We start from the raw sequence: 23632 nt of genomic DNA, 5'->3' as shown, positions 1-23632 counted from the left end.
AGCTTATCTTGCCGCATAAAGATGCATCCGCGAGATGTATTCGCTCACCATCGTATGGATGGCACTGACGGCCTCCTCTACAGGCGCTTGCCGGGACAACTGCTCCCGGATCGCCTCAATCCAGTAGCGGCACGAGGCTGCTCCAGCTTCATGAACCCTGCTGTAATCGTCCAGATAACCGGGGATCAGGAAGCAATCGATCGAATTCATCGCATACACAAATCTCCCGCGGCTCTTCCCTTCTTCCTTCCAGGGCTTCAGCCGGTCGTACAGATCGCTAAGCCCGAGCAGCCCGAGCCGGTAGCATCTGCGGGCCCACTCATACCGCTCCTCGTCCAGCAGACCGCGTTCATACCGCTTCTTGTTTGTCTCGTCGAGCAAATAGAGCGCGCCCCCCCACTCTCCCGCAAACTTCAGCCAAAATTCGGCGGCCTCCTCCGGAATCTCCACCCGGGCCCGCTCCTCGAACACGAGGTCCGGATTGTTATCCAGCAGCCTGCGCGCTTCCTCCATGTCAATCTGAGCCCTGGTATCGTGACGCTCCTTACCGCTATCCAATTTTATCTCTCCTTTAACCTGGCTTTCTTGCCTTTATAATACCATGAACCGGGACCTCCCAACATGTCAGCCCGCGCAGCAGCTAGGTCTGCCCGGGATGAATTAGGCTTCCTCCGGGAGCGTACGTTTTCCGGCAGTGTTTATTCCGACACGGCTGTCGTTCAGGCGATCAGCCGCGAGGAGCAGCTTGCCCCGGTGCATGCGGCTCAGTCGGCGCGGCGCGTATGCGACATACGGCTACACCAGCTTCTCGACCATTACCTTGCCGGAAAAAAAGGTAGCCCCGCCGCCCATATCGGCTACCCGATCCGGCGTCAGCGAGTTGACGAGCGCCTTAGCTCCTGCCTTGCCAGCCCACAGTCCTTGACTGACCACAACTCCGGGCAGCACATCTTCTCCGACAGCGGCCGTCAGCTCGCACTCCCCTCTTTCGTTCCGGACCCGGACGAGCTCTCCGCTGACGATACCGAGCCGGGACGCATCGCACGCGTTCATATGCAGCCTGGGCATCCGCTCCATCCGGACATGCTTGTCATTATGAGCAAATGTAGAATTCAAAAAATGATGGTTCGGTGCGGGAATAAACCAGAACGGCAGCTCCTCGTCGCTGACGAGGGGCGTATAAGTCGGAAGGGCGGGATAACCCTTCTGCTCCATCTGTCTCGAGTACAGCTCGATTTTGCCGCTCGGCGTAGGCAGCCGGCCAGGAAAAAGCGGCCGCACATCCGCCTTCATAAATTTGTTCTCCGTCAGCTTCTCCAGGGTAATCCCCGCCAGGCGGGGGTTGGCCGGATGATCCAGCGATTGCCGGATGAGCTCATCATCCGAATCCCGCAGGGCCTGGTCCTCGAAGCCCATCGCCTCCGCAAGCAGACGAAACACATCGACGTTCGATTTGCTCTCGCCATAAGGCTCGATCACCGGCTCCTGGAGATGAACATAGTGATGCCAATATGATTTGAAAAAATCCTTATTCTCCAGAGAAGAGGTGGCGGGAAGCACGATGTCGGCGTACGCCGCCGTTTCCGTAAGAAACAGATCGTGCACGACCGTAAACAAGTCCTCGCGCCCCAGGCCCTGCTTCACCTTGTTCGCATGGGGAGCCACCACAGCAGGATTCGAGTTGTACACGTACAGCGAACGGATAGGGGGGTCCAGCTCGAGCAGTGCGCTCCCGATCAGATTCATATTGATCCGGCGGGTGGGGGCGGCCAGCAGATCCGGCCGCTGCAGCGCAGTCGTATTATGCTCCAGATATCCGCTGTTGCCCTTGATCGCACCGCCTCCCTTAGCCAGCCACGCCCCCGTCAAGGCAGGCAGGCAAGAGATCGTGCGCACGCACATCCCTCCGTTGTCATGATGCTGAATCCCGTTGCCGATACGCAGGAAGGAGGCAGGGGTCTGTCCGTACATGCGCGCCAGCCGGTATATATCCTCGACCGGCACTCCCGTAATCCCCGACACCTTGAGCGGGTCGTAGCTCTTCACATGCTCGCGAAGCTCCTCATGTCCGACCGTGTACGTCCTCAGAAACTCCTCATGGACCATCTCTTCCGCAAACAGCACATGCATAAGTCCGAGGGCAAGCGCGGCATCCGTACCCGGAAGGATCGGGATGAACCAGTCCGCCCAGCGCCCCGTCTGGTTGCGGTGCACATCGATTACGACGACCTTCGCTCCGCGCTTGCGCGCCTGTTCGGCCAGCATAACCTGATGCATATTCGTGCTGACTGCGTTGATTCCCCACATCACGATCAGCTCGGCATGAATCGTATCTTCCGGATCGGTCCCCAGATTGGCCCCCATCGTGTAGTTGTAGCCCTCCGAGCCGGCCGCCTGGCAGATGGAATATTGCAGCCGGCTCGCCCCCAGCCGGTAAAAAAATCTCCGGTCCAGTCCCTCGGTTCCGATCCGGCCCATATTCCCATAGAAGCTGTAGGGAAGTATAGACTCCCCTCCATGCAGGCCGATCAGCGCCTTCCAGCGGGAAGAGATCGTCTCGAGTGCCTCCTCCCAGGATATACGCTCAAAGCGGCCCTCCCCCTTGGGTCCGACGCGCTTCAATGGATACCGAAGCCGCTTCGGGTCGTATATGCGCTCGGCAAGATGGCGCACCTTATGACAGATCGCCCCTTGCGTAACCGGATGATCGGGATCTCCTTCAATCTTGATGATTTTTCCCTCTTCTTTATGAATAAGCAGTCCGCACTGATCCGGACAATCGAGCGAGCATACGGCCGGCACGACTCCTGTCCGTTGATCTGTGTAAGCAGGCATACCCATGCTCCTTTCCGCAAGTTTACAGGCTTAAGCTTCCTGCGGTTCTCATTTTGCTTCCGATCTTTTCATGATCCTCTTAACAGCTCCGGTTGTCAACGGCCCCGCGACTCCCCCTGCATAAGCAAAAGGCCCTGCATAAGCAGGACCCCTTAGACAGCTATACAGCTTTCTTGCCGGAGGACGACAGCTCGTACCCCGGCTTCGCCCCCTCCTGCGGCGCTCCCGCACCCGGATTGTGGCGTCTTCCTTTGAATAAAAACCGGATGACCGGTATTTTATTGATCAGCAAACCGACAACATAAGAGAACGCCACGCCCCAGATCGTATACGAAATCCAGTCCAGACGGAGATGATTGGCGAAGACGTATTTATTCAAATTATTCAGTACGACAAATGAAAAGCCCATGTGAAATACCAGAATCATGAGCGATTCTTTACCGAGCGCACCGAAGATCCGGTGAATCCAGGACCATGATTTGACCCAGGACACGAGCTGCATAAGCAAGAAGCTTCCCGCCAGCCCGCCGGCCAGAAACAACACAATATTCCCGTATTTCCTGTGATTCATATCCACAATCTCCGTATTCAGCAAGCCGAGAGCGAACAGAGCGGCGAAGACGCCAAGCAGCGGCGCCGAAAAACGATAAGAGCGGAACAACCCCGCTTCCTTAAGCCTGTAACCCGCGAACATAAACACCTGAGCGACCATGGCTACATCCAGGCTCCAGGGCAGATGTACGAATCTGCTGACCGCATAACCCGCGATCGCCAGCGAGAAGAATAAAGCGGCCTGCACAGCAAGCCCCCGGCGGAACACAAACCTCCAGCCGCACCAGAAAATAAGCTCCGCACAGAACAAGCAAACCAAAAACCAGAGCGGCGTATTGAAAGCCAGCCGATCCCCATTGCCTATGAATATACCGGCAAATAAATAAGTAGGGCTGAGATCGCTGCTCTCCCCCATCTGCTCTCTGATCAGCCATAACGCGTAGAAAGCGAAGCATGCCGTAAAATAAGGAAGGAGCAAGCCGATGATACGGCTTTTGATCCAGTCGCCAAAAGCAGTATGATATTTCGCTACATTAAATAAATAACCGGATAAAAGAAAAAACAATGGCATTCTGAAAGTACGAAGCGTATCATTCAACAGATCCGGGACCTCGGTATGGGCCATCACGACAAGCGAAATGCTGATCCCACGTAAAATATCGATCTCAACAACCCGATTTTTCAACAGTCTGATATCCCCCTGTCGTTTTTGCTACATTATGTATCATAAATGTCGGGGAGTCAACCCTTTTTTGTCTAATCAAGTCCCTACTCCCTTCTAGAATCAAAAAAACCTCTATGCCCGGTAAGGGGCATAGAAGTGCTCGGCAGGCAACCAGTCAGGCGCCGTTATACGCCTTGCTGTACAGCGGTTGTGCCGCGGGCTTCGGCATGAGCGGCCTTCAAATGCTCCGGATAGCCATACGTACCGTGCTCGCTCAAATCGAGCCCGATCGTTTCTTCCTCTTCCGTTACACGCAGCCCCATCGCCGCTTTCATGATCGCGAGAATGACGTAGGAGGCAAGGAAAGCGAACGCGCCGCATACGATGACCCCCAGCAGTTGAACGCCCAGCTGCTCCAAGCCGCCGCCGTACAGAAGCCCCGCTTTCCCGACGCCAACCTTCTCAGCTAGCTCAGGCGTTGCGAAAATCCCATTGGATAGCGTGCCCCACACGCCGGCCGTCCCGTGGGCGGACAGAGCATAGATCGGATCGTCGATGCGCAGCTTCTCGAACATCCTCATACTGGCGAAGACGACGAGACCGGCGATCAGGCCAATCCCGATAGCGGCCCACGATTCGACGAAGGCGCAGGATGCGGTGATCGCGACCAGACCGGCCAAGGCGCCGTTCAGCATTACCCCGATATCGGCCTTGCCGTTGATCGCCCATGCGATCAGGAAGGCGGCAACCGCCCCTGCAGCGGCAGCGAGCTGGGTATTGATCGCCACATAGCCGAAGAAGCTGCCATCGCCGACTGTAAGGGTACTGCCGGCATTAAAGCCGAACCAGCCTACCCACAGCAGCATCACACCTAGTGTAGTGAACACCTGATTGTGACCCGGCATGTCGTTAGGCGTGCCGTTTTTATTGTACTTGCCAAGACGGGGCTTCAGCAGGATCGTCGCAGCCAATGCGGCCATGGCGCCTGTCAAGTGCACGACCGTCGAGCCTGCAAAGTCCTGCTTGCCGTGCTCGGCAAGCCAGCCGCCGCCCCAGATCCAGTGAGCCACTACAGGATAGACGACAACCGAGAACAAAATAGCGAAGATCAGATAAGCGGACAGCTTCGCCCTTTCGGCAAAGCCTCCGAAGGCTACCGCCATCGAGATCGCGGCGAAGGCGAGCTGGAAAATAAACATGACCGTCGGAGCTACCATACTGCCCTCGGGCACATCCTTGACATCGAATCCGAAGTACTCTCCCCAGCCGATAAGCGAATTGCCCTGCGAGCCGAAGATCAGAGCATAACCGACAGCCCAGAACACCAGCGTGACGATACCCAGTGCAACGATCGTCTTCCCTGCGATATGACCGGCATTTTTCATCCGGGTGGACCCGGCCTCCAGCATAACGAACCCGCATTGCATGAAAATAACGAGGATAGCACCAAGCATGACCCAAATCGCATTCATTCCCACTTCCATAGCCGTCACCCTCACTTTGCCTGAAGTTTGTTTTGAGGAGCCCCGCCTTCTCGCGCGCCAGTCAGCATCAGCTCTGCAATTGGATACCTTTCAATCCACGTTAATATTTTATGACACAGAACAAAATTATGTCAATGTTTCTTACATAATTTTATTTGTATTTAGAAAAAAATAGGTTTATAAACACAATTGATCGAATTTATTTAAGGAATACTCTCATATTTATAACATATATATAACATGAACATAACCCAATCCAAATTAATCTGCGTCTCCTGGTTCTTTCTCTCTCAACCACTCGGCAGGAAGTCCGCTTCTCCGACGATCACCCGAAGCCTCCGGCATCCACTTACGCTTCCGTAATCTCTTTTAGCTGCACGAAAAAAGGCCGTCCGCGCGGACGACCTTACCGGAGATGCTCCATTTCACCTGTTCGTGTGAACCAGGCTGGGCCTCCTGACTGAGCTTCTCACTCAAAATCATAACGTTCTTCTTTCCAGGGATCGCCATACATATGGTAGCCATTGCGCTCCCAGAAGCCCGGCTGATCCTTCTCCATAAATTCGATGCCGCGCAGCCATTTAGCGCTTTTCCAGAAGTACAGATGCGGCACGACCATGCGGACCGGGTAGCCGTGCTCAGGCGTGAGCAGCTCGCCGTTGTGGCGGAAGCCAAGGAAGGAAGTATCCCTCAAGAAGTCGTCCAGCGGCAGATTCGTGGTCCATCCCTGCTCGGCATGCAGCATCACGTAACGGGCTTCGGGCTTCAGCTTGATCCGCTCCATGATCGTGGATACCGCGACGCCCTCCCAAACATTGTCCAGCTTGGACCAGGTCGTGACGCAATGAATATCGTTGTGGAATTCCCGCTTGGGCAGCGCCATGAATTCCTTGTAGCTGATGGAGGCCTCTTCCTCCACCAGTCCGAACAGCCGCAAATTCCATTTGCCCATATCCCGGTAATAGATGACATCGCCGTAATGCAGCACCGGAAAGCCTTCCGTCACGGTTTGCCCGGGGGGAACCCGTTCCTCCCCAGGCAGCATTTCAGCCCGCTGGTTATTTTCCATGGGTGGTTTCGCTCCTTTCGCTACCGCCGCTATCTATGCTTAATCCCCCGGGTGCAGCCTCTCTACCAAGCGGTGTACCGGCAGCGTCAGATCCGCGCGTACCGTGCAAGCCTGCGGGTCGGCCAGCGTGTCCAGCACATGCGAGACGATACCGGCAAAGCCCCGCCGATGCAGAATCGTATCCCAGCTGCCGAACGAAAGCTCTTGCGGCGCCGCACCCTGCTCCATCCAGACCGCCCGCTCGAGGTTAACCACCTCCACCGAGCAGCCGCTCCCATGGAGCTCCAGCTTTTCCAGATCGGCGCCTGCCCGGCGGGCCATGGCGAACTGCCCTGTCGCCCCTCCCTCGGCACTGCCGTCGGCGAACCGAAGCGAGCCCGTGCCGAGCATCAGCCGTCCGCTCTCATCCATACGTTCCGTATAGGAGATAACGTCGCCGTCATCCCCGCCCAGCCACAGCAGCAGATCCAGCATATGGATCAGATCGTCATACAACGTTTGCTTGGCGGGACAAGGCTGCAGCTTCGTCCGATGCTTGATGGCCGAAGCGATGTCGAAGCCTCCTGCTTCGGCCATCCTCCGCTTCGCCTCTACATAAAGCGGGGCAAATCGGCGGTTAAACCCGACCGCCAGCAGCAGGTCATGCTCTGTCGCAAAGGCCGCCATTCGCTCCGAAGCCTCTATCCGATAGGACAGCGGCTTATCGACATAGACATGAACACCGGCCTCCAGGCACTCCATCACGATCTCTTCATGAGTCGGAGTCGGACTGTGCACGAACGCCACATCCGGACGTTCCCGGCGAAGCAGCTCTCCCACGGACCCGTATTGGCCGGCGATCCGATACTGCCTGCCCATCCGCTCCACGGTAGCCGGGGTTCGGCTGCACAAGCCTACGATGTCCACCCTCTCATCCGATGCCAGCAGCGGCAAATACACTTTCTGGGCGATATCGCCTAAGCCTATGATCGCTATTTTTGCCCTCACCGCAATCCTCTCTCTTTCTGCCGAAAGCCTGTTCTTAATAAAAATTTGATATCGCCAAATCCTGCCGCTTGCTTTCAAGCCAATCGGCGATGTGGTAAACTAAAACAAACATCTGCCAAGGCTCCTCGGAATGTTCGAGGTCCCAGTTAAGGCCACTTGCTTGCCATGGCTCACGAGGCTGGCGCCTTTCGCCTGCCGTCAAACCCTGCACATTTTGGAGGAATTCTACACTAATGCGGAAGAAGAATAGTTGGTTTTTGGCTTTATGGATCGTATCGTTCGCGGTTTTCCTTGCATGCTCCATCTTGTTCGAATCTCCGGTCTGTCTGTACGTCGCCAGCGCCATGCCCATCCTGATCGTCATCTGGCTGCCCGATCGGGAGCCGAATCAATATATCCGGGCCCGTCATCTGAAGCATGTCCATCTCCGGACCCATGACAGCGGGGAGACGGGGAGACTTACGATCAGCTTCAACCCGGGCTTCATCCGCTGGAAGCAGGCCGGTAAGCTGTACTTCCACCTCGACTCGCTCAGCCGGGAGGAAACGGCCGAGGCGGCTGCCGATCAGCCTCCGCAAGCCTCTCTATCGATTCTCCCTTATGACCTGACCCCGCATCCGAGCAAGCCCGGCTGGGTCGGGATCGACCTGGATCAGGTGGCGGCCCGCACGACCAGTCTATCGATCACCACGGACGAGGTCGCCCGCTTCATTATTCCGCTCAGGGATTTGGAAGAGATCGCCGTCCGGCATATGGCCGGCCTCGTCTCGGTTGCGAGGGGCGGCAACCAGCTTCACGCTTAATCCCCTGCCGCGGAAGACCGGACTCCGGCAGCGGCATCGAAGGCTCGGATCGGCTCAGGCCGAACCGGGCCTTCTTGTTCCCTATAGACAACCGGTCAAGCCCACCAGGTCAGGTCGCCGAAGCATTTCGGGTCACGAGGCTGGCCAGCGTACGCACTATCGCCCCTGTTCCGCCCAAAGGCTCCGTCCCCCGCTCATTCCACAACCAGGCCGTTCCTCCCGTATCCAGATGAACCCATGGCGTATCTCCGGCAAAATATCCGATGAACAGTCCGCCCGTAATGCAGCCAGCCCACCGGTCGCGGCTTGTCGCATTTTTGATATCCGCTATGCGGCTTTTCAGCATATCCCGGTACTCGGGGTAGTTCGGCAGCGGCCACACCTTTTCGTTCGCTTCGCGGGCGCTGTCCAGCACCTCTTGAAGCAGCCGCTCATCCCCCGACACCGCCCCCGTCGCCACGTCGGCGAAGCTCACCAGCACCGCTCCCGTCAACGTCGCGACGTCGATCAGCCGCGTAGCCCCAAGCTGCTTCGCATACAGAACGCCGTCAGCCAGCACGATCCGGCCCTCGGCATCCGTGTTCAGCACCTCCACCGTCTGACCGTTCATCATCGTGATCACGTCCCCAGGCTTGAACGCCGCCCCGGACGGCATATTCTCAGCGGTCGGGATGACGATGACCACGTTGATGGCCGGCTTCAAGGCGCCCAGCACATGGATCAGACCGAGCAGGACGGCGGCTCCGCCCATATCGCTGATCATTTCCTCCATGCCGTCCGGCTTTTTCAACGAGATGCCGCCGGTATCGAAGGTAATCCCTTTTCCTACCAGACCGAGCACCTCGCCCGGCGCTTCCGGCGCTCCTTCATAGCGCACCGCGATCATCCGCGGCGGCTGTACGCTGCCTTGGCCGACGGCGGCGAGCCCGCCCATCCCGTGCTCGCGAATGCCCGTCTCGTCGAGCACGGTGCAAGCGAGCCCGTAGCGGGCGGCCAAGCCCTGTGCCGCGCGCGCGAGGTCATCCGGCCCGAGGTAATTGCCGGGCAGGTTGGTCAGGTCGCGCGCCGTATAGACGCCGAGCGCCGTCGCCCGCGCGGCCTCCAGCGCGGGCGCCAGCCCGCGCCGCTCCTCGTCCGCGGCGCCCAGCAGCGCGACGCTCCGCAGCGGCGGCGCTTCGCCGGCCTCCGCCAAGGCATAGCTCGGCATGCGGTAGCTGCCGAGCCAGAGCCCTTCTGCGAGCGCCCGCACGCGCTCGCTCAGCTCTTGCGCGCGCCCGGCGCCGGCGCGCGGCAGCGGCGCAGCCAGGCGCTCAAGCCGCAGGCCGAGCGCGGCGCGCGCCGCATAGACGCCTGCGTCGCGCCAGGCGTCAGCGCTCGTGCGGGCGGCTTCGCCCAGCCCGCACAGCAGCACGGCCTGATAGCCGGGCATCAGGCCCAGCGTCGGCACGGCCTCGGTCTCCCCGAGGCCGCCGGCGAATTGTCCGCGCGCAGCCAGCCCGCGGACAGCCTCTACCATTGCGGCAGGCAGCTCAAGGCCAGCCTGCCCTACCCAAGCGCCGGAGGCCAGCTCCTCGGCGGTAACGAAGACGACGAGCGCATCCGCATCCGCTCCCGCATCGCCAGCCGCCGGCTCTACAAGCTCAACTGCCATCGGCAGCTCCTGTGTAACGTAACGCTCCAATGGATCCACGCCTATTCCTCCTTATACGTAAATCGCTAGCTTGAAACCGATCCCCGGTCCCCGACTTACCGCACTTCCGGAGACGCCGCATAATAATTAGACGCTTCCATCACGACGCGCCGCATCGGCAGATCGTAAGGACACATTGGCTCGCAGATCGGCTTCTCCTTGCAGGGATCATGATCCGCACAGGACAAAATCTTGTCCTTATTCTTTTGATAAAATCCATCGCCCTTCGGCAGCAGGCCGAACGTCGACCGGATCTGGCTGGAAATCATAATATCCGGAATCGCAATCTCGACCGGACAGGAGCAATAATTGCAGCGCCGGCAGTTATGCGCGCCCAATTGAAGCGCCAAGGCTTCCAGCTCCGTTCGCTCCGCGGCCCCGACCTCTTCGCGCATGGCGGCGATGTTCTCCCTGACTTCCTCTACACTGACCATCCCCGAAATAATCACATGCACATCCTGACTGAACGGATAGCGAATCGCCTTGTCCACCGGCTTGATAAAGCCCCCCGACAGCGGCTTCATCGCCACCTTTCCCATGTTCAGCCGGGTCAGCTCCGGAATCAGCTCATCCAGGGCAAACGGCTGCGCCAAATTCAGATGGAACAGCACCTGGTCGAACTGCTCCTTGCGGATCCACCTTGTCAGAAGGTCGGGACGATGTCCAGTTATGCCGATGTGCCGGATATAACCCTTCTCCTTCATCTCCAGCGCAGCCCGGTAAGCGCCGTCTTCTTCCATAGCCGCTTTGAATTCCTGCACTTTATTCACATAGTGAATCTGCATCAGGTCGATCACATCGGTTTTCATTCGGATCAGACTTCGCTCCATCTCTTCCTTAGCCGAAGCGTAATCCCGCTTGTTCGTCTTGGTGGCCAAAAAATACTCCGACCTCCGGTGTGAGATGCTCTCGCCGATTATCTCCTCGCTGTTGCGATAGCCCGCGGCCGTGTCGATGTAATTGATCCCTTCATCCAGCGCATAGTTCAAGGCTGCCCGCGCTTGCTCGAACGGAACGCCTGGCAGATTCATAGCGCCAAATCCGAGCGAGGATACGCGGTAGCCCGTCTTTCCGAATATCGTATAACGCATCGTTTATGCTTCCTCCCCGCTGCCGTTTATATCCAGCAGCTATCACTTACTGTTCATGTCTAAAGCAGCCGTTTCATGAATTCATAGGCTTTGCGGTTCTGCCCGTTGCCCAGCGCGTGACCCATGAAAGGGTACACCTCCATGGTCTTATCCTTCGAATGAAGGCGGTTATAGGCCGCAAATATAGCTTCCGGCATGCAGATCAAGTCCTTAAGCCCCACCGAGCACAGCACAGGCACCGTAATCCGATCCGCCAGATTGATAATGTCGAAATAGCTGAGCGTCTGCATCACCTGCTCCAGCTTGTCGGGAAAGATCGTCACGAACTTGGCCGCCTCTTGCAGCGAGCTCGTGGAATTGAGGATTCCGAAATCCATGTGGCACATATTCGGTACGTTGGCCACCGCTCCGCGTACCTGAGTGCTCAGCGCAGCCGTGATGAGCGCCAACCCGCCTCCTTGGCTGGTCCCCATCACAAACATGCGCTCTTCGTCGATCTCCGGCTGCTCCGCTGCAACCCGGATCGCTCTCAACGCGTCCAGCGTGATGTGCTTGTAGTAGCATTCATGCTTATCCAGGATGCCCTGCGTCAGCCAGCCGCTCGTCATTCCGAACGACTGTGGCGCCAGGTTCCCGGTTTCTCCTCCCTGCCCGCGCACATCGATCGCATACACGGCGAAGCCCATCAGCAGCCAGTGGGCAAAATCCTCAGGCGCGCCCTTGGAGCCGTGGTAGCCGTGATAGATGACGATACATGGGCAAGGCTTGCGAATCGGCTGCGGCGGCAGCAAATACCAGCCATGAATCGGCGTCCCGTCATGCGCTTCGAAGATCAGCTTGCTCACTTCGGTTTGCATCGGCGTCTGAAGCTCTTCTCTGCGGTATGGAACGCCCCCGTCGTTCAACCGGAGCGTTTGCTCCCAGAATTGATCGAGGTCCGGCTGCGCGGTGGAATCGGCTATATAGTGATACAAGGAATCAATTCGTTTTTCGATAGCGTTCACGGCAATATTCTCCTCGTCTTTAAATTTAACTCGCTGTCGCTTTAAATGAGCAACGCTGCAGATATGATACTATTTCCATCCCCAGACGGGGAGTTCCTTTTTTTAGAGGAAAATTAGTTCATCTGCAGAGACAGTCCTCAAAAATGGATAGCGTTTGAGCAGCGGATGGTTTTCCTTTCGTCCCCTGACAACTATAATCAGTCGTAACGCATGTATATTTCCGGGTTACATTCAGCTGCCACTTAACGGAGGAGATCTGCTTGAGCGCTTTCCATCGGTACCGCCTGCTTCACAATTTGACGTTCCACATGCGCATTCGCGTAACCCTCATTGTCATTATCGCGATTGCCGTCTCCTCCACCGGATGGGGCTCCTACTACATCGCGGCCGGTATTGTAGAGAGCCATGCCGAACAGGCCGGACAAGAGTCGATTAACAAATTGAAGCTCGTACTGGAAGAGAAGATGCGGCAGATTGCGGTATCCGTCATGACCTTGATGATCAGCGATGCGTTCAAAGCCGCCATGCGCGATGTCGCCATGGCCGATGCCTCCGGGTACCCGACCCATCTGTCTTCGCTCCAGTCGCACTTCGCCCAGATCAAGCTGAACGAGCCGATGCTTCAAAATGTGCTCGTATCCACGCCGATCGGCGATTTCTACAACACCGGCTTTATCCGCACCAGCGACAGGCCCTTCCAGCTTTCGGCCCCCTACTACCGATTGAAGTCGGCCGGCACGAATCTCTGGCTTGAAGCGCATGAAGATCCCTTCTTCACCGGCCATGAACGCGTCATTTCTCTTCTGATGGAGCCTCTGTCGGATATTCTCGTATCGGACGTATACCTGGTCGTCAATGTGCGGGAGGCCGGCTTGCTGGAAATGCTGCAGTCGAATCTGAGCGAGCCGGGCGGAGCGATTCTGCTGGTCGCGCCGGACGGGTCCGAGGTGCTGACCTCCGACCAGGCGCTATGGGGACAAATTCGCGCAGGCTATTCTCCCGTTCCCAGCGAGCCTTCCCTGATCAGCGGACGCTTGTCTCCGCTCCTGGACAAGGACGACTATGTCGTCAATTATGCCAAGCTGCCGATGAATGAGGGCTGGACGCTCATCAGCGTGCAGAAGAAGTCGGAGCTGTTCAAGCAAATGGACCGTATCCGCTGGCTTGTCGTGGCGGTAGTGGCCGGCTGCACCATCCTTGCGCTGCTGCTCTCCCGCATGCTTACGCTGCTGCTGATGAAGCCGCTCCACACGCTGAAAAGCCTGATGCTTCGCGTGGAGAGCAGCGACCTGTCGGTTCGCTTCGAGAGTCCTTACCAGGACGAGTTCAGCCGTGTCGGACTGCGGTTCAACAGGATGCTCGAGCAGATCGAGCAGTTGATCGAAACCGTGCGCGAAGCGGAAACCGAGAAGCGCAAGTCCGAAGTGAAGGCGCTGCAGGCGCAGATCTCACCGCATTTTCTATACAATACCCTGAACGCCATCTATTGGCGCACGCAGCTCGGGCAGCATGGCGACGTCGGCGACATGGTGCTTTCCTTATCCAAGCTGTTTCAGCTCGGACTTAACAGCGGTAGCGAGATGACGACCGTAGACAAGGAGCTGACCCACGTCGAGCAGTATTTGCTGCTGCAGCAGCGCTGTTATGAAGGCCTGTTCGTCTTCGACATCGACCTGAAGGATGAGTCGCTGCGGAGCTTCCCCCTGCTCAAGCTGCTCCTGCAGCCTCTCGTGGAAAATGCGATCCTGCATGGCTTTCAGAAGCGGCATTCGGGCGGAGAGATTCGTATCGAAGCAGCCGCCTCCGGACAGAAGCTGGTCTTCGTCATCCGGGACAACGGCAAGGGGATGGATGCCGGGGCCGTTCTGCTAGCGATTCGGACGCAGGCTGCGGAAGGAACCTCCGGTCACACAGGCAGTTATGCGCTGCGCAATATTTACAACCGACTGCAGCTTTACTACGGTAGCGAGGCTGCGCTTCATATCAGCAGCCAGCCGGGACAAGGTACTGAGGTTAGGCTGGAGATTCCGCTTTCCGAACCCCTGGACAAAGGAGACCAAGAAGATGAGTAATGCGATTACCCTATGCGTTATCGACGATATGAAAAGCGTGACCGACGGCATCGCCCGCCAAATCCCTTGGGCGGATTACGGCGTGACCGTCATCGGGACGGCCAGCGACGGCGAGGAAGGCTTGCGGCTGATCCGTACAGCCAAGCCGGACGTCATTCTAACCGATATCCGGATGCCGCATCTCGATGGGCTGGACATGATGACCACGCTGAGGAGCGAGGTCTGCGAGTGCAAGGTTATCTTTTTCAGCGGATATACGGACTTCGACTATGTGCAGCAAGCGCTGCGGCTGGGCGCCTTCGATTACATCACGAAGCCCTTTTCGATCCAGCAGATTATCGATATCGTCATGAAGGCCAGATCAGCGATCGAAGCGGCGCGCGCGGAGGAACGGCGGCTGGAGGCGATGAAGCGGCGTGTGCAGGAGAGTCTGCCCTTGCTCCGCCAGGAACTCTTTCACCTCATCCTGCATCATAAAACCGACTGGTCCAGCATCCGGCCGAGGTGGGAGTTCCTGCAGATCGGCCTCGAGCCCCGCAGCTTATCCGTCCTCGTTATCGAGATCGACCACTTTGCGGAACAGAGCCGGGCTCTGCCGACCCAGGAGGTGGAGCTGATTCGTTTCTCCATGCAGAACATTTTGGAAGAAACGATAGCCTCCTTCACCAAAGGCCTTCTATTCCGCGAATCAAGCTGCCGGTTCGTCGCCGTGTATCAAGCCTGCCCATCTCGAGGCGAGGAGACCGGCCTGGCCGAGCTTTGTCGCGAGCATATCGCCCGCTATACGAAGTTCACCGTCTCCATCGGGCAGGGCCGCACGGCAGATGATGTATCCGGCTTGCCCGAAGCATTCCGCGAGGCGCTCTTCGCTCTCTCCTACCAGTTCTACGCAAGCGGCAATGTTGCCTTATTGTATGACGACGTAGCGGGGAGCAGCGGACCGCTGCCCCGCTACTCGAAGGATAAGGAGCAGGAGCTCGCCATGTGGCTGCGTTCGGGAAATGCCGCACAGTCCACAAGCCTGCTGGAAGAGCTTTTCCGGGAGCTGTCATCCGGACAAGCGCTGCCGGAGCCGATCGTGCTGGTGAGCGTCCTCTCCGAGCTGGCCTCCTTCATCGTCCGCGTGCTGCTGGAGAAGGTGCCCTATGCCGAGCTTCATCCGCTGGAGCGAAAGCTGCGGGAGCGGCTGGCGCTGCCGGCCGTCTCGCTGAAGGATCTTCAGCAGCAGCTGGTGGACCTCGCTCGCGACGGCTGCAGCCTGATCGAGAGCCGTCACCGGTCCGAATCCCAGCTTGCGGTGAACGAAGCGATCCGGTACATTCGCGCCCAGCTCCATACCGAGCTCACGCTGAACGAGTGCGCGAAGCATGTCCACTTGAGCAGCAACTACTTCGTCAATCTGTTCAAAAAGGTGACCGGAATCACTTTCGTCCAGTTTCTCACGCAGGAACGCATGGAACAGGCAAAGCGCCTGCTTCTGGAGGACAAGCAGGTGCAGGATATCGCCGCAGCGGTCGGCTATGAGGATCGGCGCTACTTCAGCGATGTATTCAAAAAAACGGTTGGCATGACGCCCACGGAGTTCAAGACGGCTTACCTCAAGGGCGGAAAAGCACCCGATCCTTCATAAGCCGGCCGATAGAGGCCGATAACGACCTTTAAATTGTCCCCCTATTGCTTTATTTCGCCTCACACGCTATCCCTTCTTCAAAGTTTATAATGAAAACGCAGCCAATATGATTAGGGGGGATTACCCGGTGGCAAAAAAGCTTTTCACCACCTGCTTGACCTTGACGCTCGCGACGGCCATGGCCGCTTGCTCCTCCACGACCGAGACAAGCCAGCCGCAGACGCAGGGGCAATCGCAATCGCCGGCCAAAGATGCCGGAGCGAAGACAAAGCTAGTGTTCTGGACCTTCGACCGTCATGACGCGGATTTTATGAAGGAAACCGTCAGCAAGTACAATTCGACGAACACCGACAATATCGAGGTGGAAGTCACCTCCATGGCGGAAAATTACGCTCAGTCGGTCGACATCGCCTTTGCCAGCAATCAGACGCCGGATATTCTGCGCCCGAACCAGGACACGACGATTCCTTTCGTCAAGAAGGGTTATCTGGAGCCGCTCGACTCGTATTTGACGGACGAGATGAAGAAGAAATTCGCTCCGACCTTTCAAGATCAGGTAAACCAGTTCAACGGTAAAATCTACTCGCTGCCGAACTTCGGCTATACGCTGCGGCTGATTTACAATCAGGAGCTCTTCGAGAAAGCGGGCATTCAGGCGCCTCCGGCGACGCTCAAGGAAATGGTCGAGGCGGCCAAGAAAATCACCGAGGTCGGCAAAGCGAACGGCCAATACGGCTTCGCGCTCAACTTCAAGAGCCCGAAGAGCGCGCTGGATCGCTCCGCAAGAGAAATTTTGCAGCTGAGCGGCCACGACGGCTTCGGCTTCGATTGGAAGACGGCAAGGTTCGACTTCACGCCATTCAAGCCGGTTATTGACGCATTCAAGCAGATGAAGGATGACGGCAGCATGCTGCCCGGCGTCGAATCGCTTGATATCGACCCGCTGAGGGCGCAGTTTGCGGAAGGCAAGATCGGCATGTACTTGTCCTACTCCGCAGAGTCCGGCGTCTACAAGAGCCAATTCCCCGCGAAGATCAAGTGGGCCGCAGCGCAGGCGCCGACGATCGACGGCACGGTGAAGGGCGCAGCCGGCTTCGCGAACTCCGGCCAGTGGCTCGGCATATCCAGCAAGTCCAAAAACAAGGAAGCGGCCTGGAAGTTCCTGTCCTATATGTACTCCGACGAGACACTTCGTACCTATCATGAAGTCGGACTCGGTATCTCGGCGGTCCCCGCCATAGCCGCACAGGCGAAGAAGCCGGAGGTGAACGGCATCGAAGGATTTCTGCTGACCAAGCATGACGCCTTATGGCCGATTACGCCTCCGGTGACCGTCCAGGGGCTGGACTACGGGGCCGCCTTCTTGAAATATCTGCTAAGCGGCGAGTCGATCGACAACACGATTCAGGATTTGAACACACGCTATAATGCCGCGCTGGAGAAAGCCTCGGCCTCCGGCGATGTCAAGGTCGCGCCAGATCCGAACTTTGATCCGATCAAGCTGCAGGGTACGATGCTCGCGAAATAAGCGGATTGCCGGGGGGCCATATACGGCCCCCCCGGAATTCTACGAGGTGGGGAAGCAAAAATGAAACAATGGCGGACGCATATGGAAAACTACGGCTTCGTGTTTCCAAGCCTGCTGCTTACATTGGTGCTGGGCATTTATCCGATTCTATGGGCCATGCGCTACATGTTCTATGACTATAACGGGTACGGCGCGGAAACCTTCAACGGTCTGGACAATTTCGTGCGGCTGTGGAAGGACGATCTGTTCTGGGACTCCGTAGTCAACACGATCATATACGCAGGTGCGAAAATTGCGATTACGATTCCTCTGTCCCTAGTACTGGCGGTCATATTGAACCGCGGTTTGAGAGGGCGGCATATTCTTCGCGCCATTTATTTCATGCCGACGGTCATCAGCACCGCGGTCATCGCGGTGGTGTTCTTCATCATTTTCAACTCGTATAACGGGCTGCTGAATCAATTCCTGCTTAAATACCATCTGATCAGCGAAAGCATCGATTGGCTCGGACCCAAGTATGCCATGCTGACGGTCATTATCGTGGCGGTATGGGGAGCGATCGGCAACTACATGCTGTTGTTTCTGGCCGGTCTGCAGGGGATTTCGGAGGATTTATACGAAAGCGCGTCGATCGACGGTGCAGGTACTCTGCAGAAGTTCTGGCGCATTACGGTTCCGATGCTCGGACCGGTCATGCAGATGATTATCATGCTGGCCATTACCGTCTCGCTCAAGGGCTACGAGAGCATCATGGTGCTTACCGAGGGCGGTCCTGTCGGGAAGACCGAGGTCATGTACCTGTATGTGTATAAGCTGCTCTTTCCCGTATCGACCGGCTCCGTGCTCACGCAAGAGATCGGCTACGGCAGCGCGGTCGGTTTCGCAACGGCCGTGATCGTCGGGATCATCACAGGCATTTATTTCTACATGTCTAAGCGTTTGAATCAGGTCTATTAGGCGATGGAGGATATTATGGACAATGCGGTGCAAATAGAAAGAAGACGCGTGCTGATACAGCGCACGCGCCTCTTGGGGAAAACAGCCTCCGCGATCGTACTGTGGGGATTTTTGCTGGCCGTCGCCTTCTTTACGTTATTCCCCGTCGTCATGACCGTGCTCGGCTCGCTCAAGACGAACCAGGAGCTTACGGCAGGCGCTACGATTTTACCGAAGGTCTGGCAATTCGGCAATTATGCCGAAGCCTGGCAGCAAGCCAAGTTTTCCACTTACACCTGGAACAGCTTGTTCGTGAGCATTGCCGCTACGGTAGGGACGCTGATTGTCGCTTCCATGGCCGGCTATGCGGTGGACCGCAGGCTCTTCCCGGGAAGGAAGCTGTACATCTTCCTGCAAGCCTCGACGATGTTCATCTCGATCGGCGCGGTCGTGCTCCGGCCGCAGTTTGAGCTTATGGTGAAGCTTCATCTGAACACGTCGCTTTGGGGAGTCGTCCTGATCCTGATCAGCGCGCATGCCACGACTTATTTTATCCTGATGGGCTTCTTCAAGTCGATTCCACGCGACCTGGACGAGGCCGCCATGCTCGACGGCTGCAGCTTCATGGGCATTTATTGGCGCATCATCCTGCCGCTGCTTGGCCCCGGTCTCGGCGTCAGCGCGCTATTCACCTTCCGGGCCGCGTGGAACGAATACATTCTTCCGCTCGTGTTCACGATGAACAATCCGAAGATGCAGACGTTGACCGTAGGGCTGGCCAACTTGCGTTATACCAACAGCGCCGCTATGCAGACGCAGCTGATGATGGCCGGGGCATGTCTGTCGATGCTGCCGATTCTGATTGTGTATGTGTTTGCCAACCGATCCTTCATGCAGGTGACTGCCGGATCGGTGAAAGGCTAGCTTGCCATAGAAGCTGAAGATCGATTCCGGCGGCTGCGAAACGGATCATGACTCTGTCAACAATTTTGTGTAACCTGCTAAACCAGGTTCTAGCAACTGTAGCGCCGCGGCTTGTCTCGGAGCCTCTGTGGGTATGGATGTACGCGAGTGGGCGAGTTGGCTAGAAGCCTCCTCGCGCCGGCGATCAGCCTACCATGCCCCCCCTCCAAGTAAAGCCGCTTTACCTTACCTGGACGCGCTCGGGGTAGTATACGCTTAACTGCAACAAAATCTGACCCCAGTTCTGCACCCGCCCCGTCCACTTTCTCAGGACATCCATCGTCGAAAGATACAACATCTTAAGCAAGGATTCGTCAGTGGGGAAGATGCTTTTGCCTTTCGTCACCTTCCGCAGCTGGCGGTGGTAGCTCTCGATCATGTTCGTGGTGTAGATCAGCTTGCGCATCTCCGGCGGATACTTGAAGAATGCCGTAAGCTCGTCCCAGTTCTGCCGCCAAGAGCGTACGATGAGCGGGTATTTCTCGCCCCATGTCTCCTCAAAACGGTCCATTTCTAGTCGTGCTGCTTCCTCGGTCGGTGCTTTATAGATCGGTTTGAAGCTGGCCGTGACCATCTTCACGTCTTTGTAAGAGACATAGCGGATGGAGTTTCGAATTTGATGAATGATGCACTTTTGGATCTCCGTCTGCGGGTAGCAGGCCGAAATGGCTTGAGAAAAGCCGGTCAGGTTGTCTACGCAGGTGATGAGAATGTCTTGTACCCCGCGGTTTTTGAGCTCATTGAGCACGCTGAGCCAGAACTTGGCCGATTCGTTTTCACCAATCCAAATGCCGAGCACATCCTTGTTCCCATCCAAATCAATACCGATGACCATGTAAGCGGCCTTGTTGACAATATGGCCGTCCTGCTTCACTTTGAAGTGAATCGCATCCAGAAACACGACCGTGTACACGCTTTGCAAAGGCCGGTTTTGCCATTCTTTGATTAAGTGAACAATTTTATTGGTAACATTAGAAATGAGCGTGGGAGAAACCTCAATACCATACAGATTTTGCAGGTGATCCTGAATGTCCCGCGTGCTGACGCCCTTGGCGTACAAGGCGATGATCTGCTCCTCAATGCCGGTGACGCTGGTCTGATGTTTTTTCACTACTACGGGATTAAATTCGCCAAGGCGGTCCCGAGGCACCTGGATTTCGACGTCGCCATACTCCGAAGAGACCGTCTTCTTCGAATAACCGTTACGGCTATTCTTGGTCTGTTTGTTTTTAACATCATGCCGATCATAGCCAAGCTGGGTGTCCAGCTCTGCTTCCAGTGCCTCCTGAAGCACATCTTTGAAGAGTTCCTTCAGGGTCGCTTGGATCTGTTCAGGGGAAGTAAAGTTGTGTTCCTTTACAAAAGCACGAAGTTCTTGCTTGGTCCATAAATTATTCTTCATGAGTAGGGCCTCCGATTCGGTTGTTTTCTATGGGATGTAGTATTCCCATTTTCGACCGATTTAAGAGGTTACACATTTTATTTTACAGATCCCACATCATCCGGATGGCTGCTCGAATTCAAATTTGTGCAGATTGGTGACTACTGTCTATCCTGTTTGAATTCCATGCAGACACCATATCTCGATGAAACTCAAACATCCTCCTTGAACTCCACGAACTCTCTTTTTCTCTAGTAACAATGAAACTTGGCAAATGATAGATTCCTAATTTTGAGGCCAATGTAATTTTTTCATCAAAAAAAAGCTTTGTATTGTTTGGCAATTTCCTTTCTATAAGATTTTTCTTCCACTCTGGTCCATGATATACCACCTGAATTAATAAAGATGGTTCTTGCTCTCTAAACTGATCGATATAATTGATATATTTGTCATCATTAGAATCCACAAATAACAAAATGTCAGCCCCACTATCATCAATTGCAAGAATACCCTTTAATATGTCATTTCGTTTTTTTCTTTGCCTTTTCTTTATAATACTTATTACAATCAACAAAGAAAATATGACTATTATCTCTACCGAGTATACAATTGAACTGAGGTACACCGATCCATCACCTCTTTAACTATTAATATTGACCATGACTTTTCTTTCGATATACACTTGATACGATAGAGCGAGTATTGAACATATAAAAAAACGATTGAGTGAAAAGAAGCCAACTCCAAGATCATTTTCATTTGTAAGGTAACCTATAAAAGCAAGGACGATGAGTAGCACGTTTCTACAAATTGACAGTTTTATATCTGTATTTTTATCGCTTTTTCCAAAACAATTACATTTTATCTTTAGCTTCTTTAAGTACATTCTATAAAAACATGCTGTAAAAAATATCAGTTGCAGTATACATAAAATGAAAATTAATTTTAAGAATATTCCCAAAGAAAAACAAAGAGCAAATATAATCTCTAGAATCAAACCGACAACCCCATAAAACACTATTAACCTTTTGTTTTTTCCGAAGATTTCAAAATCATAAATAGCATAAGTAAACTCTTTAAAACTGTATATTTTAGAAATAGATGAGACAAAAAAAACAAGGGAAAACAATGTTGTTAGTAAATAATTAAATTTATCCATAATTTGTCCTCCAAAATACCGCATAAACAGTCCATAATCGGCGATCACTTAGCAGGAGCTTCGTTTCGAGCCAAGTCTAACTCAAGTTGACCTTTTTTCTCTAAATCTAATAATATTTCATCAAGCGATTGCTTGTTTTTTATAACATTGTCCATTGAATTATCTATCATTTCATTAAATTTAAAGAAAAACCTCACAGGAATCGGAGGCGAATATTCATCTTGTGGTCCCAATTTATAAAATGGCTCAAGATTTACACCATTAAGATTCATGTCTCCCAAGTATGTTGACAGGCTACCATCTTGTCCAGATTTCTTATTTTGTTCAGCGAATTCTTCACTATTGATATACTCGATCAATTTCCATGATGAATCAATATTCTTAGAATCTGCATTGATACCAAATAGCTCATTTGGTTGAACTGTTGCACTTTCATTTGGTGAAGAAGAACTAACTGGCTCTGTTGTTATCCCCCATTCAAAATCTACTTTAGGTAAATAACGGAGTTCATGGATATATTCCACCATCATAGCGGATCTACCCTGATTAAAGGCGTTATTCAGAAAAGGGTCACCCCCTTGGGCTTCCCCACCATCATTAATTCTTATATAACCTTTTCTATATCCATCAATAACTGTATTAAACACCTTTTTCCATCTGTCGGTGTTTAATACAACTTTATTACGTTCAGAATTTACATACCCTAGTTTTTCAGTTTCTGCGAATTCACTGACAACACCATATGGCCCTTGAGCATTATGATAATAGCCAGATATTTTATCGTCCCCTTGACTAGTGGGAAAACGAGAAGCTAAAGTAAATAACTCCTCCCAAGTCATTTGCTCCTTTGGGTACTCTATCCCAAATTTATCAAACAGTGTTTTATTGTAGAAAGTAGCTTTCGATTGAAATGTTGGAGACAAGGCATACAATTGCCCTCCTCCTTTATTTCTAATATAATTCAATATATTTGAGTTCATTTTTTCCGGCTTTACAATTTTGGAGTTTTTAATGTATGTATCCAGATTCAGCAGTTTTCCATTACCTGCATATTCCTGAAGATTAAATCCATAAAAGACATCTGGTTTCTCTGTTTCTAGGACTTCTAAAAACTTCTCTTCTGAAAGCCCTGCTTTAAAATACGGATCAAGGGAAACAACCTCAATTGATATATTCGGATTTTTAGCTTGAAAGACATTTCCGTATTTATTGAAAAAAGATTCACTGTTGTAATACAATACCTTAACCGTAGACTTCTTGTCATCAGTTTGATTATCCAGACATCCTGATAGAAGCAAAGTAAATGGTAAAACAATTGCAATAGCTTTTTTCTTAAGCATTTCCACACCCCTCTAAGCTCTTAAATTCATATAGTTTAGTTTGCGACTTATACATAAATGCATATATCTGATTGAGTGCCATTAAAGTATCATGATCTCCTTCCTCAACTACTTTTCCTTCGCTCAAAACAATAATGCGATCAGCCTGCCTACAACTACCAAGCCTGTGTGTAATCGTTATCGTTGTTTTACCCTCCGACATTTCATAAAACTTCTCCAACAACTCTGATTCCGCTATCGGATCTATCGCAGAAGTTGGTTCATCTAGAATAATAATGTCAGCATCTTTAAATAGGGCTTGCTGAACAACTCAATTCATAAAGCGCAATGTGTTAAATCGAAAAAGGGTGAAAAAAACGAAAAAGAGACTCCGAAGTCGCTTCTCCAGATTCATGACTAAGAATTGGATGGCGATTACGGTTAAACTCGTTTGAGCTCCGCGGG

The 23632-nt window shown here is 54.0% G+C and carries 19 protein-coding genes; 6 read left to right on the top strand and 13 right to left on the bottom strand.

The window, feature by feature from the left end:
- Nucleotides 1-3: 3 nt before the first annotated feature.
- The 6 genes from GSF01_RS14110 to GSF01_RS14085 all read right to left on the bottom strand — a co-directional run bounded on the left by GSF01_RS14110 (nucleotide 4) and on the right by GSF01_RS14085 (nucleotide 7591).
- A complete protein-coding gene (locus tag GSF01_RS14110; protein ID WP_235941497.1) occupies nucleotides 4-558 on the bottom strand; it encodes a hypothetical protein in 555 nt (184 codons plus the stop codon).
- A 237-nt stretch (nucleotides 559-795) separates the two neighbouring features.
- A complete protein-coding gene (locus GSF01_RS14105) occupies nucleotides 796-2835 on the bottom strand; it encodes a molybdopterin-containing oxidoreductase family protein (protein WP_159885047.1) in 2040 nt (679 codons plus the stop codon).
- Between the two features lie 160 nt (nucleotides 2836-2995).
- Nucleotides 2996-4072 carry an acyltransferase family protein gene (locus tag GSF01_RS14100; protein ID WP_159885045.1) on the bottom strand — a complete coding sequence of 359 codons (1077 nt, stop codon included), beginning with the start codon at nucleotides 4070-4072 and terminating at the stop codon, nucleotides 2996-2998.
- A gap of 164 nt (nucleotides 4073-4236) precedes the next feature.
- Nucleotides 4237-5535 carry an ammonium transporter gene (locus tag GSF01_RS14095; RefSeq protein WP_159885044.1) on the bottom strand — a complete coding sequence of 433 codons (1299 nt, stop codon included), beginning with the start codon at nucleotides 5533-5535 and terminating at the stop codon, nucleotides 4237-4239.
- 469 nt (nucleotides 5536-6004) lie between these two features.
- On the bottom strand, nucleotides 6005-6604 hold the full coding sequence (locus tag GSF01_RS14090) for a sulfite oxidase-like oxidoreductase (RefSeq protein WP_235941496.1): 600 nt from the start codon (nucleotides 6602-6604) through the stop codon (nucleotides 6005-6007).
- Nucleotides 6605-6643: 39 nt separating this feature from the next.
- Nucleotides 6644-7591: a Gfo/Idh/MocA family protein gene (locus tag GSF01_RS14085; RefSeq protein WP_159885043.1), complete on the bottom strand. Its 948-nt coding sequence runs from the start codon at nucleotides 7589-7591 to the stop codon at nucleotides 6644-6646.
- A 233-nt stretch (nucleotides 7592-7824) separates the two neighbouring features.
- Between GSF01_RS14085 and GSF01_RS14080 the strand changes: the two genes are divergently transcribed.
- Entirely contained in the window at nucleotides 7825-8394 is a 570-nt protein-coding gene (locus GSF01_RS14080; protein WP_159885042.1) for a hypothetical protein, read from the top strand.
- Between the two features lie 109 nt (nucleotides 8395-8503).
- On the opposite strand, the gene GSF01_RS14075 is transcribed toward GSF01_RS14080, so the two are convergent.
- From GSF01_RS14075 to GSF01_RS14065, 3 genes are all read right to left on the bottom strand, one after another.
- Nucleotides 8504-10045: a leucyl aminopeptidase gene (locus tag GSF01_RS14075; RefSeq protein ID WP_159885250.1), complete on the bottom strand. Its 1542-nt coding sequence runs from the start codon at nucleotides 10043-10045 to the stop codon at nucleotides 8504-8506.
- 95 nt (nucleotides 10046-10140) lie between these two features.
- A complete protein-coding gene (locus GSF01_RS14070; RefSeq protein ID WP_159885041.1) occupies nucleotides 10141-11175 on the bottom strand; it encodes an aldo/keto reductase in 1035 nt (344 codons plus the stop codon).
- A 59-nt stretch (nucleotides 11176-11234) separates the two neighbouring features.
- On the bottom strand, nucleotides 11235-12179 hold the full coding sequence (locus GSF01_RS14065) for an acetylxylan esterase (protein WP_159885040.1): 945 nt from the start codon (nucleotides 12177-12179) through the stop codon (nucleotides 11235-11237).
- Nucleotides 12180-12439: 260 nt separating this feature from the next.
- On the opposite strand from GSF01_RS14065, the gene GSF01_RS14060 reads away from it, so the two are divergent.
- The 5 genes from GSF01_RS14060 to GSF01_RS14040 all read left to right on the top strand — a co-directional run bounded on the left by GSF01_RS14060 (nucleotide 12440) and on the right by GSF01_RS14040 (nucleotide 19269).
- Complete coding sequence (locus GSF01_RS14060; RefSeq protein ID WP_159885039.1) at nucleotides 12440-14251, top strand: cache domain-containing sensor histidine kinase; 1812 nt, start codon at nucleotides 12440-12442, stop codon at nucleotides 14249-14251.
- Nucleotides 14244-15881 (top strand): response regulator, encoded by a 1638-nt coding sequence (locus GSF01_RS14055; RefSeq protein WP_159885038.1) that lies wholly within the window; start codon nucleotides 14244-14246, stop codon nucleotides 15879-15881. The genes GSF01_RS14060 and GSF01_RS14055 overlap by 8 nt, the downstream gene beginning before the upstream one ends.
- Nucleotides 15882-16008: 127 nt before the next feature.
- Nucleotides 16009-17409 carry an ABC transporter substrate-binding protein gene (locus GSF01_RS14050; protein ID WP_407945768.1) on the top strand — a complete coding sequence of 467 codons (1401 nt, stop codon included), beginning with the start codon at nucleotides 16009-16011 and terminating at the stop codon, nucleotides 17407-17409.
- A gap of 60 nt (nucleotides 17410-17469) precedes the next feature.
- Nucleotides 17470-18366 carry a carbohydrate ABC transporter permease gene (locus tag GSF01_RS14045; protein ID WP_159885034.1) on the top strand — a complete coding sequence of 299 codons (897 nt, stop codon included), beginning with the start codon at nucleotides 17470-17472 and terminating at the stop codon, nucleotides 18364-18366.
- Between the two features lie 15 nt (nucleotides 18367-18381).
- The gene (locus tag GSF01_RS14040; RefSeq protein ID WP_201305391.1) at nucleotides 18382-19269 is read left to right on the top strand and encodes a carbohydrate ABC transporter permease; all 888 of its coding nucleotides are present in this window, start codon (nucleotides 18382-18384) and stop codon (nucleotides 19267-19269) included.
- Nucleotides 19270-19489: 220 nt separating this feature from the next.
- Here GSF01_RS14040 and GSF01_RS14035 read toward each other — a convergent pair whose 3' ends face one another.
- The 4 genes from GSF01_RS14035 to GSF01_RS14020 form a co-directional block, all read right to left on the bottom strand.
- Nucleotides 19490-20710, bottom strand: a complete 1221-nt coding sequence (locus GSF01_RS14035) for an IS256 family transposase (RefSeq protein ID WP_159885030.1) — start codon at nucleotides 20708-20710, stop codon at nucleotides 19490-19492.
- Between the two features lie 118 nt (nucleotides 20711-20828).
- Nucleotides 20829-21314, bottom strand: a complete 486-nt coding sequence (locus GSF01_RS14030) for a hypothetical protein (protein WP_159885028.1) — start codon at nucleotides 21312-21314, stop codon at nucleotides 20829-20831.
- A 15-nt stretch (nucleotides 21315-21329) separates the two neighbouring features.
- Nucleotides 21330-21848, bottom strand: coding sequence for a MauE/DoxX family redox-associated membrane protein (locus tag GSF01_RS14025; protein ID WP_159885026.1), 519 nt, complete (start codon nucleotides 21846-21848; stop codon nucleotides 21330-21332).
- 44 nt (nucleotides 21849-21892) lie between these two features.
- The gene (locus GSF01_RS14020; RefSeq protein ID WP_159885024.1) at nucleotides 21893-23188 is read right to left on the bottom strand and encodes an ABC transporter substrate-binding protein; all 1296 of its coding nucleotides are present in this window, start codon (nucleotides 23186-23188) and stop codon (nucleotides 21893-21895) included.
- Nucleotides 23189-23632 lie beyond the last annotated feature (444 nt).

The sequence above is a fragment of the Paenibacillus puerhi genome, assembly GCF_009846885.1.
Classification (GTDB): Bacteria; Bacillota; Bacilli; order Paenibacillales; family NBRC-103111; genus Paenibacillus_G; species Paenibacillus_G puerhi.
This window is presented reverse-complemented; position numbering and strand designations above follow the sequence as displayed.

Bases quoted from the DNA above. Each gene is read 5' to 3' on its own strand.
- GSF01_RS14095 (WP_159885044.1), bottom strand. From the start codon at position 5,535: ATGGAAGTGGGAATGAATGCGATTTGGGTCATGCTTGGTGCTATCCTC.
- GSF01_RS14105 (WP_159885047.1), bottom strand. From the start codon at position 2,835: ATGCCTGCTTACACAGATCAACGGACAGGAGTCGTGCCGGCCGTATGC.
- GSF01_RS14090 (WP_235941496.1), bottom strand. From the start codon at position 6,604: ATGGAAAATAACCAGCGGGCTGAAATGCTGCCTGGGGAGGAACGGGTT.
- GSF01_RS14045 (WP_159885034.1), top strand. From the start codon at position 17,470: ATGAAACAATGGCGGACGCATATGGAAAACTACGGCTTCGTGTTTCCA.
- GSF01_RS14020 (WP_159885024.1), bottom strand. From the start codon at position 23,188: ATGCTTAAGAAAAAAGCTATTGCAATTGTTTTACCATTTACTTTGCTT.
- GSF01_RS14055 (WP_159885038.1), top strand. From the start codon at position 14,244: ATGAGTAATGCGATTACCCTATGCGTTATCGACGATATGAAAAGCGTG.
- GSF01_RS14025 (WP_159885026.1), bottom strand. From the start codon at position 21,848: ATGGATAAATTTAATTATTTACTAACAACATTGTTTTCCCTTGTTTTT.
- GSF01_RS14075 (WP_159885250.1), bottom strand. From the start codon at position 10,045: ATGGCAGTTGAGCTTGTAGAGCCGGCGGCTGGCGATGCGGGAGCGGAT.
- GSF01_RS14080 (WP_159885042.1), top strand. From the start codon at position 7,825: ATGCGGAAGAAGAATAGTTGGTTTTTGGCTTTATGGATCGTATCGTTC.
- GSF01_RS14070 (WP_159885041.1), bottom strand. From the start codon at position 11,175: ATGCGTTATACGATATTCGGAAAGACGGGCTACCGCGTATCCTCGCTC.
- GSF01_RS14035 (WP_159885030.1), bottom strand. From the start codon at position 20,710: ATGAAGAATAATTTATGGACCAAGCAAGAACTTCGTGCTTTTGTAAAG.
- GSF01_RS14040 (WP_201305391.1), top strand. From the start codon at position 18,382: ATGGACAATGCGGTGCAAATAGAAAGAAGACGCGTGCTGATACAGCGC.